12 protein-coding genes are annotated in these 12,884 nt (G+C 39.1%); 6 read left to right on the top strand and 6 right to left on the bottom strand.

Features of this window, described 5'->3' with window-relative positions; all coding sequences use genetic code 11:
- The first annotated feature begins 65 nt into the window (after window positions 1–65).
- Both alr and argF read left to right on the top strand, forming a co-directional pair.
- Window positions 66–1,187 carry an alanine racemase gene (gene alr / locus VH441_RS00230; RefSeq protein ID WP_434353494.1) on the top strand — a complete coding sequence of 374 codons (1,122 nt, stop codon included), beginning with the start codon at window positions 66–68 and terminating at the stop codon, window positions 1,185–1,187.
- A gap of 176 nt (window positions 1,188–1,363) precedes the next feature.
- The gene (gene argF, locus VH441_RS00225; protein WP_434353493.1) at window positions 1,364–2,281 is read left to right on the top strand and encodes an ornithine carbamoyltransferase; all 918 of its coding nucleotides are present in this window, start codon (window positions 1,364–1,366) and stop codon (window positions 2,279–2,281) included.
- A gap of 132 nt (window positions 2,282–2,413) precedes the next feature.
- On the opposite strand, the gene VH441_RS00220 is transcribed toward argF, so the two are convergent.
- Together VH441_RS00220 and VH441_RS00215 are read right to left on the bottom strand one after the other, a co-directional pair.
- On the bottom strand, window positions 2,414–2,845 hold the full coding sequence (locus tag VH441_RS00220; RefSeq protein ID WP_434353492.1) for an organic hydroperoxide resistance protein: 432 nt from the start codon (window positions 2,843–2,845) through the stop codon (window positions 2,414–2,416).
- Window positions 2,846–2,915: 70 nt separating this feature from the next.
- On the bottom strand, window positions 2,916–3,557 hold the full coding sequence (locus VH441_RS00215; protein WP_434353491.1) for an NAD(P)H-dependent oxidoreductase: 642 nt from the start codon (window positions 3,555–3,557) through the stop codon (window positions 2,916–2,918).
- 160 nt (window positions 3,558–3,717) lie between these two features.
- Here VH441_RS00215 and VH441_RS00210 point away from each other — a divergent pair, with 160 nt between their 5' ends.
- On the top strand, window positions 3,718–4,218 hold the full coding sequence (locus VH441_RS00210; protein ID WP_434353490.1) for a MarR family winged helix-turn-helix transcriptional regulator: 501 nt from the start codon (window positions 3,718–3,720) through the stop codon (window positions 4,216–4,218).
- A gap of 62 nt (window positions 4,219–4,280) precedes the next feature.
- Here VH441_RS00210 and VH441_RS00205 read toward each other — a convergent pair whose 3' ends face one another.
- A complete protein-coding gene (locus tag VH441_RS00205) occupies window positions 4,281–5,408 on the bottom strand; it encodes a flavin-containing monooxygenase (RefSeq protein WP_434353489.1) in 1,128 nt (375 codons plus the stop codon).
- A 200-nt stretch (window positions 5,409–5,608) separates the two neighbouring features.
- On the opposite strand from VH441_RS00205, the gene uvrB reads away from it, so the two are divergent.
- Window positions 5,609–7,744: an excinuclease ABC subunit UvrB gene (gene uvrB / locus VH441_RS00200; protein ID WP_434353488.1), complete on the top strand. Its 2,136-nt coding sequence runs from the start codon at window positions 5,609–5,611 to the stop codon at window positions 7,742–7,744.
- 81 nt (window positions 7,745–7,825) lie between these two features.
- Window positions 7,826–8,821, top strand: coding sequence for a DUF2971 domain-containing protein (locus VH441_RS00195; protein WP_434353487.1), 996 nt, complete (start codon window positions 7,826–7,828; stop codon window positions 8,819–8,821).
- 372 nt (window positions 8,822–9,193) lie between these two features.
- On the opposite strand, the gene VH441_RS00190 is transcribed toward VH441_RS00195, so the two are convergent.
- Complete coding sequence (locus tag VH441_RS00190; protein WP_434353486.1) at window positions 9,194–10,000, bottom strand: lysostaphin resistance A-like protein; 807 nt, start codon at window positions 9,998–10,000, stop codon at window positions 9,194–9,196.
- Window positions 10,001–10,243: 243 nt separating this feature from the next.
- On the opposite strand from VH441_RS00190, the gene VH441_RS00185 reads away from it, so the two are divergent.
- Window positions 10,244–10,456, top strand: a complete 213-nt coding sequence (locus VH441_RS00185) for an RNA-binding S4 domain-containing protein (RefSeq protein ID WP_434353485.1) — start codon at window positions 10,244–10,246, stop codon at window positions 10,454–10,456.
- Window positions 10,457–10,598: 142 nt separating this feature from the next.
- On the opposite strand, the gene ylqF is transcribed toward VH441_RS00185, so the two are convergent.
- Both ylqF and mmsB read right to left on the bottom strand, forming a co-directional pair.
- Window positions 10,599–11,555, bottom strand: a complete 957-nt coding sequence (ylqF, locus tag VH441_RS00180) for a ribosome biogenesis GTPase YlqF (RefSeq protein ID WP_434353484.1) — start codon at window positions 11,553–11,555, stop codon at window positions 10,599–10,601.
- A 311-nt stretch (window positions 11,556–11,866) separates the two neighbouring features.
- Window positions 11,867–12,790 (bottom strand): 3-hydroxyisobutyrate dehydrogenase, encoded by a 924-nt coding sequence (gene mmsB, locus VH441_RS00175; RefSeq protein WP_434353483.1) that lies wholly within the window; start codon window positions 12,788–12,790, stop codon window positions 11,867–11,869.
- Window positions 12,791–12,884: the final 94 nt, after the last annotated feature.

The following is a 12,884-nucleotide window of genomic DNA, read 5'->3' as shown; positions in this document are numbered from 1 at the left end:
TTAATTAACGTAAACTAGGTTACCATTATTTTTTAAACCATTTAAATCAATAAAGCGACCCCCCCATGCGTACTGCCAACATACTAATAAACCAAGGTGCTTTAACACACAACCTAGCACAGGTTAACAAGATTGCACCCAACAGCAAAGTACTGGCGATGGTAAAAGCAAATGCTTATGGGCATGGGGTGGCTATGTGTTTACCGGCGTTAACCGATGCCGATGCCATAGGCGTGGCTACTTTAGCTGAGGCTATACAAGCAAAACAACTTGGCTGGGCAAAACACACGGTATTAATTGAAGGGGTTTTTAGCCAAGCTGAATGGCAAACTGCCATAAACAACCATTTTATGTGCGTGATTCATCAGCAGCAGCAATTAGACTGGGCGTTACAAAACATACCAAAGCATGATTGCCAAACAAAAACCATATGGCTTAAACTCAACACAGGTATGAACCGTCTGGGTTTTGATCAACACAGCGTCATTGAAGCAGCAAAACAGCTAACACAAGCAGGCTACCAACTCATTTTAACCAGCCACTTTGCCAATGCAGATGACAAATCAACCCCATTAAATGAGCAACAGGGCACACTATTTAGCAAGGTATTCACTCAACTGCAACAACAAGTCGACCCTAATATTAAAGGGTCATTATGCAATTCGGCTGCCATTATTAACTTTCCTAATTGGCATTTTGACTGGGTTCGTCCTGGTATCATGTTGTATGGTAGCTCTCCTGTTGTTGATAAAGCCTCTGACCAACTTAACCTAAAACCTGTCATGACATTACAGGCAAAAATAATGGCAGTACATCAACTAAACACAGGAGAAATGGTCGGCTATGGTAGCCGCTGGAAAGCTCAAAGGGCAAGCCGAGTGGGCATTGTTAGTATTGGCTATGGCGATGGCTATCCCCGAGTTGTTGATAACACAGCTTGGGTTGCCGTTACAGACACAACAACGCAAGCAGGATTACATAAAGCGGCTATTATTGGGCGTGTTGCCATGGATATGATTGTCATCGACTTAACCGACTTAACTGCCAGCCTGGGCATTGACAGTATAGTCACCTTGTGGGGAGCGGCACCGCAAATAGATGAGGTGGCTCAATCTGCCAACACCATTAGCTATGAGCTTTTATGCCGTTTAACCACCCGACCAACCAGAAAACTCCACAAAACTTAAAAAATGAGTGTTTAAAAAATCTTTAATTCATATTTTTTATTTAAAAAATAAATCATTATGCCTTAAACAAACCGGACTTTACTGTAAATCAAAAAAGACAATTTACAAACCCTTAAATTAAGTTATACTGGTGACTTATAGCTTATTTTTTTAATCATAGCAATTTGAGATTATCCATGAGTGTGCGCCACTTTTTAACCCTTAAAGACTTATCAAAATCAGAACTAAAACAAGTTATTGCACGTGCTACTGAGTTGCGTAAAATGCAACATGCTGGTGATATTTATCAGCCTTTTGTTGGTCGTACCCTTGCCATGATTTTTGAAAAATCATCAACACGCACACGCATCTCATTTGAGACAGGCATGGGGCAATTTGGCGGGCAAGCCTTATTCCTATCGCCTCAAAGTACACAACTTGGGCGTGGTGAGCCAATTGAAGACTCTGCACGAGTTGTTTCTAGCATGGTCGATATTGTTATGATTCGTACCTTTGAGCATGAAAAGGTAGAAAAATTTGCCGAATACTCTTCGGTACCCATCATAAACGCCCTAACCGATGACTTCCACCCTTGCCAGTTGTTGGCAGATATGCAAACATTCCATGAGCACAGAGGTAGTATTGAGGGTAAGACTGTCACTTGGGTTGGTGATGGCAACAATATGTGTGCTTCATTTATCCATGCTGCTGACCAATTTGGGTTTGAACTGCGTGTTGCTGCACCCTATGGTTTTGAGCCAAATCCACATTTAGTCGAAAAATACAAACACTGTGTTAGTGTGATGGAAAGCGTAGAAGATGCCAGTAAGGACTCTCACCTGATTGTAACTGATGTATGGGCAAGCATGGGGCAAGAGTCTGAACAAAACACCCGTGCTAAACGTTTTAACCCCTATCAAGTTACCCCTGCTCTGTTAGATAAAGCAGCCCCTGATGTATTATTTATGCATTGTTTGCCTGCACACCGTGGTGAAGAGATTTCTATCGATTTGTTAGATGATCCACGTTCTGTTGTTTGGGATGAAGCTGAAAACCGTTTACATGCTCAAAAAGCATTAATGGAATTTTTACTACAAGACAAAATTAAACTTTAATACTTTCTTTCTCTCATATCTTTTTAAGCGTATTATTTTAGGGTTATTAAAATTTTGAACAAAAAAAGCACGCCAATCTAAATTAGCGTGCTTTTTTAATTAAAAACTTTAGTAGGTTTTTATTGTACTATTTTATACAACCACACTTAATTTAACATCAATATTGCCACGTGTTGCATTTGAGTATGGGCATACTTGATGGGCAGCATTAACTAAGCCTTCTGCCACTTCTTGATTCAAGCCTGGCAAATTAACAACTAATTCAGCAGCAATACCGTAAGCCTGACCAACCGCACCCAAACTAACTTTACTGTCAATATTTAGACCTTCTGGTAAGTCAATTTTTTGACGCATTGCAACCACACGCATTGCCCCAATAAAACAGGCGGCATAACCTGCGGCAAATAACTGCTCTGGGTTGCTACCGCTTACCCCATCACCGCCTAACGCTTTTGGTTGCCCTAAAGCAATATCTAACTGACCATCATCTGACTTGGCAGCACCGTTTTCACGTCCACCAGTTACATTCACTTCTGCTGTATATAATACTTTTTCAATTGACATAATTGACTCCAATTTTTACGAAAATTATAAGAAATTTAATTAATAAAACGATAAAGAACAAAGATTACAATTAGTCGATATAATTAACCAATTGCTCCATTGGTTTACGTACTTTTGGTAAGTTTACCAACCAATCATTTTCTGCATCACGATAACCCAATGGCAGTAATAAGGTACTCTTTAAACCTTTTTCTGCTAACCCTAGTATTTGGTCAACATCATCTGGAGTAAAGCCTTCCATTGGTACACAATCAACCGCTTCATATTCTGCCTGTGTCATGGCTGCCATTAATGCAATATAAGTTTGACGAGCGGCATGCTGAAAGTTTTCTTCTGCCGATCTTTGTGGATATATGGATAATAAAAATTGACGATAGTTTTCCCACCCTTCGTTTTTAAACCCTCTAATCTCATTTGTTAAATCAAACATGTGGTTGATTCGATCTTCTGTATAGGTATCCCATGCGGCAAAAACCATAAGATGAGAGCAATCCGTTACTTGTGGTTGGTCCCATGCAACTTTACGGATTTTTGCTTTTATTTCATCATTTGTAATGATAAACACTTCAAATGGTTGTAAGCCACTAGAAGTTGGTGCCAATCTGGTTGCTTCTAAAATACGTTGTAATTTATCTTCTGGTACCACTTGCCCATTCATTGCTTTTGCTGCATAACGTTCAGACAGCTTATCAAGAAAATCAGTATGTTTCATATTCATTACCTTATTGGTTGTTTACTAATCATGCATTTTTTTACTTAAAAGAAAATACATATTTATTTTGCATGCAAACTATTATATTGGTTTTTTTTATATTTGCAAGTACTTTGCATGTAAAATATAATAGATTTTTCAATATAACTGGCTAATGACTATGACGAATACCACTAAAAAACCCAATATAAAAACGACTGATGATAAAACCAATACCACAGATCAAACGCTAGAAAGCCAATTATGTCACCGCTTATATGTGTTATCTAACGCTGTTACCAGAACCTATAGACCATTGTTAGAGGCGGTCAACCTCACCTACCCTCAATATGTGGTGATGATGGCGTTATGGCAACAACATGCTAATAACCAACACCATTTAAGCATTGGGGAGCTACAAAAAATCACATCAATAGATAATGGCTGTTTAAGCTTAATGTTAAAAAAGATGGTAAATAAAGGCGTGATTGAGCTTACCGCTAACCCGTTAGACAAACGCAGTAAAATGATTAGTTTAAGCCAGGTAGGCATTGATTTAGAGCAACAAGCTGGGCAAGAAAAAGCCAAAATACAACAGCAGCAACAAGACACACTCAGTGAAGCCGAGTATCAAAACCTCACTCATTTACTAGACAAATTAAAAAAAGGGTTAGATATATAAAACCAAAAATTTTTTTGATGGTTGATAGATTTAACCCGCTTAAAAAACATGCGTTTTTAAAATCAACAAATAAGTTTGGCTAACTTTTTTGCTTCATTTGCCATTTCTCTAAACATACCTGCAGGAGATATGTAAAAACCAATAAAATATAAGCCTTTCACTTCTGACTTTGTGCCACTGGTATTAGGGAGTCCATTAGTTAAGCATTGCTGCAGTTTTAAAAAACGACTAATTTGTGGACGGAAACCTGTTGCCAATACCACGGCATCTACCTTAACTTCACGCTCATCAGCAAACTGTACCGTCTCGGCAGTAAATTTATGGATATCAGGATAAACCAACACTTTGCCCTGCTTAATTAAATCCACCGTGCCTATGTCGAGCATAGGGACTCTGGCATTTTTCTTAATTTCTTCCATTGGTCCTCTATCCAAAGTTTTTAAACCATATTTAGACAAATCCCCTATCATCGTTTTGGCAGTAACCTTGGTAATCACATCGGCAATTTTTGTTGGCAAATGCTGTTGTACAATGCCCATTGCAAGGGTTGGAATACCCATCACCTCTTTAGGTAAAATATTAACAGGCGAGCGTACACTCATAATAGGTTTAGCCCCATACTCCCATAAATCAATTGCAATTTCAGAGCCTGAGTTACCAAAGCCCACAACCATAACCGTTTTATCTTTGTATGCTTTGCCGTCCACGTAATTTTCACTATGGATAACCTCGCCAGTAAATGACTCAAGCCCATCCCAAGTTGGCATATTGGGTATGTGATTAAAGCCGGTTGCCACCACCAAGTTTTGACTATCAAACGTTACTGTTTGACCTTTTTGCTCGGCAACCACTTGCCAGCCATCGTTGGTTTTTTTTGTATCAATAACTTTGGCATTAAACACTGGTTGGATATCAAAATGGTTGGCATAATCTTCAAGATAACGCACCACTTGTTGACGAGATGGATAACGAGGAAACTGTTTAGGAAAATCAAAATAAGGCAAGTTAGAGTATTCTTTGGCAGTATGCAAATGCAAACGTTTGTAATGATTGTGCCACTTAACCGCAATCTTGTCACTTTGTTCCAGTATTACATAGGGTGTGTTTTGCTTACTAAGGCAAGCTGCCATTGCCAGCCCAGCAGGACCAGCACCAATAATGATGGTATTGATTTGGTTATTATTTTTCATGGTTTTCCTTAACCTATAATCCGTGTAATATAAACTTAAAATCAATTCGCTTTTTAAAGCAGTCCTACTATGGCTTATCTTTAAACAGCACGATTTCATCCCCATTTATAACAAAACATACGGAATCACAACAAGTTTTTTTAATGACTGCCCAATTTTAACCGCTATAATCATTACATGACTAAATAAAAGAGCCAAAAATGCGACAACCAACCCCTAAATCTGATTCACGAGAACAAATAAAGCTCAACCAACTTGCCTCACAACTACAAGAAGAAGCCCAACTCACAGGGGTGAATGCCTCAGGCACGCAAATATCTAGCAAAGCCTTTGAAATGGTGACAGAGTTTGAACCCTCAGGCGACCAGCCCACTGCCATTGCCAAACTGGTTGAAGGCATCAAGGATGACAAGCAAGCTCAACTACTGCTAGGCGTGACGGGCTCAGGAAAAACTTACACCATGGCAAAGGTCATTGCCGAAACCCAACGCCCCACCATCATCATGGCACATAACAAAACCCTTGCCGCTCAGTTGTATGGCGAGTTTAAGGCATTCTTCCCCAACAATGCCGTGGAGTACTTCGTCAGCTATTACGATTACTATCAGCCCGAAGCTTATGTGGCTGCCAGTGATACTTTTATCGAAAAAGACAGTGCCATCAACGACCACATTGACCAAATGCGACTCTCTGCCACTCGTGCCTTGCTCGAACGCCGTGATGCCATCATTGTTGCATCGGTATCCTGTATTTATGGTTTGGGTGACCCAGAAAGTTACCTAAAAATGCTACTGCATATTGTAGTGGGTGATGTGGTTGACCGCCAAGCCATCATCAAACGTCTTGTGGCAATGCAATATATCCGCAATGAGTTGGACTTTGGGCGTGGTACTTACCGTATCCGTGGTGAGGTTCTTGACATCTACCCTGCTGAATCTGAGCAACTTGCCGTGCGTATTGAACTGTTTGATGATGAAGTGGAAAAAATCGCATGGTTTGACCCTCTTACAGGTAAAAGTGTGCGTAGTGTGCCACGCATTATCATCTATCCTAAATCCCACTATGTTACTCCTCGTGAAAAACTCGAAGCTGCCAGTGAAACCATCCGAGAGGAGATGACTGAACGCTTAGAATTTTTCCGTGAGCATGACAAGCTGATTGAAGCCCAACGCATCAAAGAACGTACCCAATACGACCTAGAGATGATACAACAATTGGGCTATTGCAACGGCATCGAAAACTACTCACGTCACCTATCTGGGCGACCCAGTGGCGAAGCACCGCCAACCTTGTTTGATTATATTCCAGCAGATGCCTTGCTATTTCTTGATGAAAGTCATGTGACTGTACCGCAAATTGGTGCGATGTATAAAGGTGACCGTAGCCGAAAAGAAACGCTGGTGCAGTATGGTTTCCGCTTGCCCAGTGCGATGGACAACCGCCCAATGAAGTTTGAAGAATGGGAACGTATTGCCCCCAAAATGATTTTTGTCACAGCCACTCCTGCCGATTATGAGCTGAGCCATGCCGAACAAGTGGTTGAACAAGTGGTACGACCGACTGGCTTGCTTGACCCAATACTTGAGATTCGCCCTGTATTGACGCAGGTGGATGACGTGCTATCGGAGATTAACATTCGTAAGGAGCTTGATGAGCGTGTGTTGATTACCACCTTAACTAAGCGTATGGCGGAAGACCTCACCAGCTACCTTAAAGAATACAACATTAAGGTGGCTTATCTGCACTCGGACATCGACACTGTGGAGCGTATGCAGATTATCCATGAGCTTCGCACCGGTGTGCATGATGTATTGGTGGGTATCAACCTATTACGTGAAGGTTTGGACATGCCAGAGGTATCACTGGTGGCGATATTTGATGCGGATAAAGAAGGCTTTCTCCGCTCAGAACGCTCATTGATTCAGACGATTGGGCGTGCCGCTCGCCACGTCAATGGCAAGGCGATTCTCTACGCTGACCGTATTACCAATAGCATGCAAAAAGCCATTGACGAAACCGACCGCAGGCGTGCCAAGCAGATTGCTCATAACGAAAAACATGGCATCACGCCTAAATCTGCCAAGCGTCAAATCACTGATAAAATCGAAACTGGTGAGATATTGGATGACTCAGCCAAAAATCGTGCCATTCCAACGCATGATGCCAATACTATGCCAGATGTGGATATTGAAATCTTGCGTAGCCCTGACTTGCTTGCCAAAGAAATTAACCACCTAGAAAAAGAGATGAAGGCTTTGTCAAAAGAATTAAAGTTTGAAGAGGCAGCGAGTGTAAGAGATAAGGTGTTGGAGTTGAAGGGGTATATTATTGGGTAGTTAATCTTGATAAGTTGGTATTTAAATAATCATAACCAACAAATTAAGTTTCATCACTGTATATTAGCGAGGGTAATTCTTATGAGAATTTTTAAATATCGAACGTTTAATGATAACAACTTAAAGAGCCTTAAAGAAAATTATATTTGGTTAGCAGATAAAGCTTCATTAAATGATCCTTGTGAAGGCTTTTTTACACGTAAGAAGCTTTCTAATGACTTGCAAGGATTAAACTTTATCTCAAAATTAATCCAAGGTTCTGCCCAATTTAATACGCTTGAAGAGAATTTAGATGATGTCATAGCAATGGTTGCTAAGCAGGGAATATTTTCTGCTAGTAAGTCACCATTTATTCAACCTCTTTGGTCATTATATGCCAATAGCCACCAAGGCTTTTGTATAGAATATGATATTGATGAATTAATTGCTAAGCACAAAACATATTACAACTATTTCGAAGTTCAGTATTTAATACAACCACAAGATATTAGTTTTTCTAATTTAAACTTAAATTTTAAAGATGAGACATCTGAAAATAAATTATTTCAAAAAATCATAGGAACTAAGCATATTGACTGGCAAAATGAACAAGAAGTTAGAGTCATAAGTCATCAAGTAGGTCAAAACTTTCATAGACATGGAGCTATTAAGGCAATTTATTTTGGACTCAAATCATCATTGAGTGACAGAAATAATATTCTAAAATTGCTAGCTAATCGAGATATAAAATTTAATCAGATAGTTCAAGACACTAATAGTTATAATCTATTTGCTAAACCTATGGAGAACCCTTTTTTAAATAATGAAAAAGAAAACATAATACCTCTGAGCTTAATAGATGAGTGTGCAATCTATGAAAAAGGAGTAAAAGATAAATATCGTAAATTTATTCCGTTTTTATATAAAGCTCAAGATATTATGAGTAAAGACCCAGATTGTGAGGTAATTCATACAATTGACTTTTCCATTAAGTCAACACTAGAAAACCCAATAATTTACGTTAATTTTAAAGAAAAAAACTGTGATTTCTATAGTAGCCAAAAGCTTTTTACAATCAACGAACTTCAAAAAAATTGATAAGTAAGATACGCTGAGCTTATAGCAAGCGTAGGCTGGGATTAACCCCAGCAAATCAAAACAAACCATGCTAAAATAATTTCATCGGAATTTTAGCCACCATAAACTTTACGGTTTATTAAAAAATATAAAATAGTTTTTATTAGTCACTAGTTCATTAGAAGATAAATTTGTTATAAATTGGTCAGTAAATAGGAAAATTGACGTATTCTCCGCTTCGTCAGATAAAGCGTAAAAACTATTTTTATTAATTGAAGACAAGTTGTTTAAATTAGATAAAAATCAATGATATTTTCCACTTCTAAACTGTCTCTATGATTCAAATCATTTTGCATTTTATTGTTTCAAAAAAACCAGCAGTTCCCTATCCTCTTACGGGTTCATAATCAACGCATACTGAAGCATCGACAACCCATTATTCGCAATATGTATCATTATCGGTAACAAAATAGACCCAGAACGATAGCGAATAAATCCTAAAACCAGTGCAAACACAAAAATTGCACCAATTTCATGAAAACCATATTGAAAATGGATAATCGCAAATAATACCCCTGACAATACACTGGCGACAATTGCCCCTTTTCGTTCATCTAAAAATTGCTCAAAAACTGCTCGCCAAATCAAACCTCTAAATAGCAACTCCTCATAAATGGGTGCTAACAAAACAACACCAAGGAATAACAACCACAAAGGCTCTGCACTAAGGAAGTAGGCATCTAAAAAACCCATCGGTTGACTATCTATCAAAGAAAGCACCACGGCACTGGCAATCAAATAAGCAATCCAAAGCCCAAAACCAAATAGCATGTTTTTTAATGAAAAACGCCTAAACTGCAAATAATCTGTAAACTGTTTTTTGCGAGACTTGATAACAAAAAACACAATCAAGATGACTGCCAATAAATTAAAGATGAGTGATATGCTTAATATCGTCCCGTCGCTAGATAACAAAGGGATAATGTTATCGATATCCTTAATTTTGTTTGGCATGATAACGAAGGTTATCAATAAGGCAAGTAAAAGACTAATTACCTGTACACCAAGAAAGCCCAATACCGAAGCTATCGCTAATACAACAGTACCCTTTTTACCAAATAAAGGGACAGGTGACTGGACATCACTAGCAGAGTGACTGCCTTGATTGCTGTGAGGAGGTTGATAATTAATGTTTGTCATAAGTTTATTATTATTTAAAAGTTAAAATATCAAGGTTAAAAAAATAGCATATCACAATCTAAATACAATTGTGCCTTTTTACAATCTACTGACAAACACTTCATTAAGTGGACTAGGACTAATAAAGAGCCGTTTTTTTATTGACATGATTGCTTGGTAAAGGCATAACAACTAACCACACCATTGCCATGTTAAAATGTTATAATCCCCTGCAATTTTTACCACCAAACCATCGGACAAATCATGCAAATTGTAGAAATCACCCACGAACCTGTTGAGCTATTTAAGATCCTAAAATTTGAAGGCATTGCTGACAGTGGTGCGATGGCAAAAAACATCATTGCAGAAGGCTATGTGTTGCTAAATGGCGAAGTCGAAACCCAAAAACGCAAAAAAATCGTTTCTGGAGATGTGATTGAAGTTAATGGCTTAAAGCTTGAAGTGAAGTTATCGTAAATTGCTGTCATACACACTATTCCATCATTGGCAAGCTTATAAGAATAGGAAAAACAGCCGTTTTAAATAAGCATTCGATTCTTAAAATCGACCAGTACAACTTGCCATTTGACAATGCTGCCCTTTATCAGGGCAGGATGACTTATCCTCGGTTTTTTCTGGCTCTTAATTTACGCAATCTTTTTTGTTCTAGCTTGGCTTGTTTTTTTGCTTCAGCTTTGGCTCTTAATTTCTCCACCAGTACTTGCTCACTTGCCTGCATGGCAGGTGTTTCAAGGCTAATCCGCCCTATCTTACCACTGCGTAGCTCGTTAATCAGTATCTCATACATACGCTCACTATCGACATATCCGCCTTTTTTCAAAAAGCCTCGCTTACGGGCAGCAAGCTCGATAAACTCCCAATCTGTTGCTGGTAGTTGTTCTATTTGATAGCGGGATTTTAATAGCTCTGGATAAGCTTGAATCAAATATTCGGCAGTATGGCTTGCCACATCAATAAAATCAAAGGCGGTATCTTTAATACCACCCGTGGCGGCTAAGCGTACGCCAGAATTTGGGTTTTCAATTTTTGGCCATAGCATCCCAGGGGTGTCATACAACATGATGTCTTCATCAATTTTTATTAGTTGCTGAGTTTTGGTCACGGCTGGCTCATCGCCAGTTTTGGCAATGGCTCGACCTGCAAGGCTATTAATCAGTGAAGATTTACCTACGTTAGGAATGCCCATAATCAGCACTCTAATTTTTTGCCCTGTACCCACTTTATTTGCTTTAAACTGCTTACACAGTTGTACAATCTGCTTAACTACGCTTGCCTTATTATCATCGCAAGCCAATGCTTTGGTGTCTTGAGTTTGTTCTAGATGTGCAATCCATGCTTGTGTAATTTCTGGGTCGGCAAGGTCGGATTTATTTAATATTTTGATAACCGGCTTTTGCCCTCGTAGCTCAGTTACCATCGGATTTTCACTACTATAAGGGATGCGGGCATCAATCACTTCAATGACAATATCAATGGATGGTAGCACGTCTTTGATTTCATTGCGTGCCTTGTTCATATGACCGGGAAACCATTGAATACTTTGTTGATTATTCATATTTTAAACTCTAGGGTATGACACAATTTAATGTTTTAGTTATCATCATTATAACATTTATAAAATCTAACAATATCAACTTTGTTGGGGCTTTTTTCGGGGATTATGTTACTTGGTTTTATCTCTGCTAAGCTTGGTGGAGCAAAAATTGCACCCGCTGTTTTTTATATATTATTATAGGGCGTGTTAGCTTTATTCATAACATTTTGGATTGGTCAATTATTTGCAATATAGCAAACAACCTTTGATAAATAACAAACCCCACAAATTATTTAATTTGTGGGGCTATGTATTTTTTATAGTTTAACAAATTACTTTAAAACACTGTCATCAAATACCGCCATGATACTAGAAAAATCAGCATCCGCATGGTCTTCAACATGAGCGGTGTACATATCACGAGCTTGGTCAGCCATTGGGGTTTGCACGCCCGTATCATCAGCTGTGGTTTTGGCTAGGTTCATGTCTTTTAGCATCAGCTTACTCATAAATCCACCTGTGTAACCCTTGCTCGATGGTACGGTATCAATGACGTTTGGATAAGGATTGTAAACTTCTAATGTCCAGTTACGCCCTGAGCTTTGAAGCATGATATCAGAGAGAACTTTTGGGTCTAAGCCATTTTTCACGCCTAGATTGATGGCTTCTGCTGTGCCAGACATTAAAATGCCCAACAGCATGTTGTTACAGATTTTAGCAACCTGCCCTGCTCCGTGGTCGCCAGCGTGGAATATATTTTTACCCATGGCTTCTAGCACTGGTTTTACTTGGTCAAAAGCTTTTGCTTCACCACCAACGATAAAGGTAAGCGTGCCTGCTGTTGCACCGCCTGTACCACCTGATACAGGTGCATCGACAAACTGAATGCCTTTTTGTTTAGCGACTTCGGCAACAGCTCTGGCATCGGCTGCTGCAATGGTGCTACAGTCAGCAACGAGGGTGCTTGGGTCTAAACTGTCAAATACGCCTGTACTGTCATCACTACCAAGATAAACGCTCTTGACGTGTTGACCTGCTGGGAGCATGCTGATGACCATATCGACATCTGTGGTGGCACTAATTGGAGAGTCGCAGACTGTTGCACCTTGCTCTGCCATTTGAGCAAGAACAGCTTCGTTAAGGTCAAAGACTTTTAGTGAAAAGCCATTTTTAAGTAGGTTATCTGCCATCGGTTTACCCATGTTGCCAAGTCCGATAAAGCCGATTGTTTGGATAGAAGTTTTTACGTTACTCATAGTTACATTCCTTGTGTTGAGTGAATTTCCTTATTGAGGAATATGTAGGGTTTGCCTACTATTTGTGTTGTTTGTGAACTTTAGTTAGTGTGTT

This window comes from Psychrobacter sp. HD31 (assembly GCF_051097895.1).
GTDB lineage: Bacteria > Pseudomonadota > Gammaproteobacteria > Pseudomonadales > Moraxellaceae > Psychrobacter.
Note: the sequence above shows the minus strand (reverse complement) of the source record. Positions and strands in the feature narration are given on the sequence as shown.

Excerpts from the sequence above, each read along its gene's own strand:
- VH441_RS00185 (WP_434353485.1), top strand. The coding sequence starts at position 10,244 with ATGCAAATTGTAGAAATCACCCACGAACCTGTTGAGCTATTTAAGATC.
- VH441_RS00195 (WP_434353487.1), top strand. The coding sequence starts at position 7,826 with ATGAGAATTTTTAAATATCGAACGTTTAATGATAACAACTTAAAGAGC.
- argF (WP_434353493.1), top strand. The coding sequence starts at position 1,364 with ATGAGTGTGCGCCACTTTTTAACCCTTAAAGACTTATCAAAATCAGAA.
- VH441_RS00220 (WP_434353492.1), bottom strand. The coding sequence starts at position 2,845 with ATGTCAATTGAAAAAGTATTATATACAGCAGAAGTGAATGTAACTGGT.
- alr (WP_434353494.1), top strand. The coding sequence starts at position 66 with ATGCGTACTGCCAACATACTAATAAACCAAGGTGCTTTAACACACAAC.
- ylqF (WP_434353484.1), bottom strand. The coding sequence starts at position 11,555 with ATGAATAATCAACAAAGTATTCAATGGTTTCCCGGTCATATGAACAAG.
- VH441_RS00205 (WP_434353489.1), bottom strand. The coding sequence starts at position 5,408 with ATGAAAAATAATAACCAAATCAATACCATCATTATTGGTGCTGGTCCT.
- mmsB (WP_434353483.1), bottom strand. The coding sequence starts at position 12,790 with ATGAGTAACGTAAAAACTTCTATCCAAACAATCGGCTTTATCGGACTT.
- VH441_RS00210 (WP_434353490.1), top strand. The coding sequence starts at position 3,718 with ATGACGAATACCACTAAAAAACCCAATATAAAAACGACTGATGATAAA.
- VH441_RS00190 (WP_434353486.1), bottom strand. The coding sequence starts at position 10,000 with ATGACAAACATTAATTATCAACCTCCTCACAGCAATCAAGGCAGTCAC.
- uvrB (WP_434353488.1), top strand. The coding sequence starts at position 5,609 with ATGCGACAACCAACCCCTAAATCTGATTCACGAGAACAAATAAAGCTC.
- VH441_RS00215 (WP_434353491.1), bottom strand. The coding sequence starts at position 3,557 with ATGAAACATACTGATTTTCTTGATAAGCTGTCTGAACGTTATGCAGCA.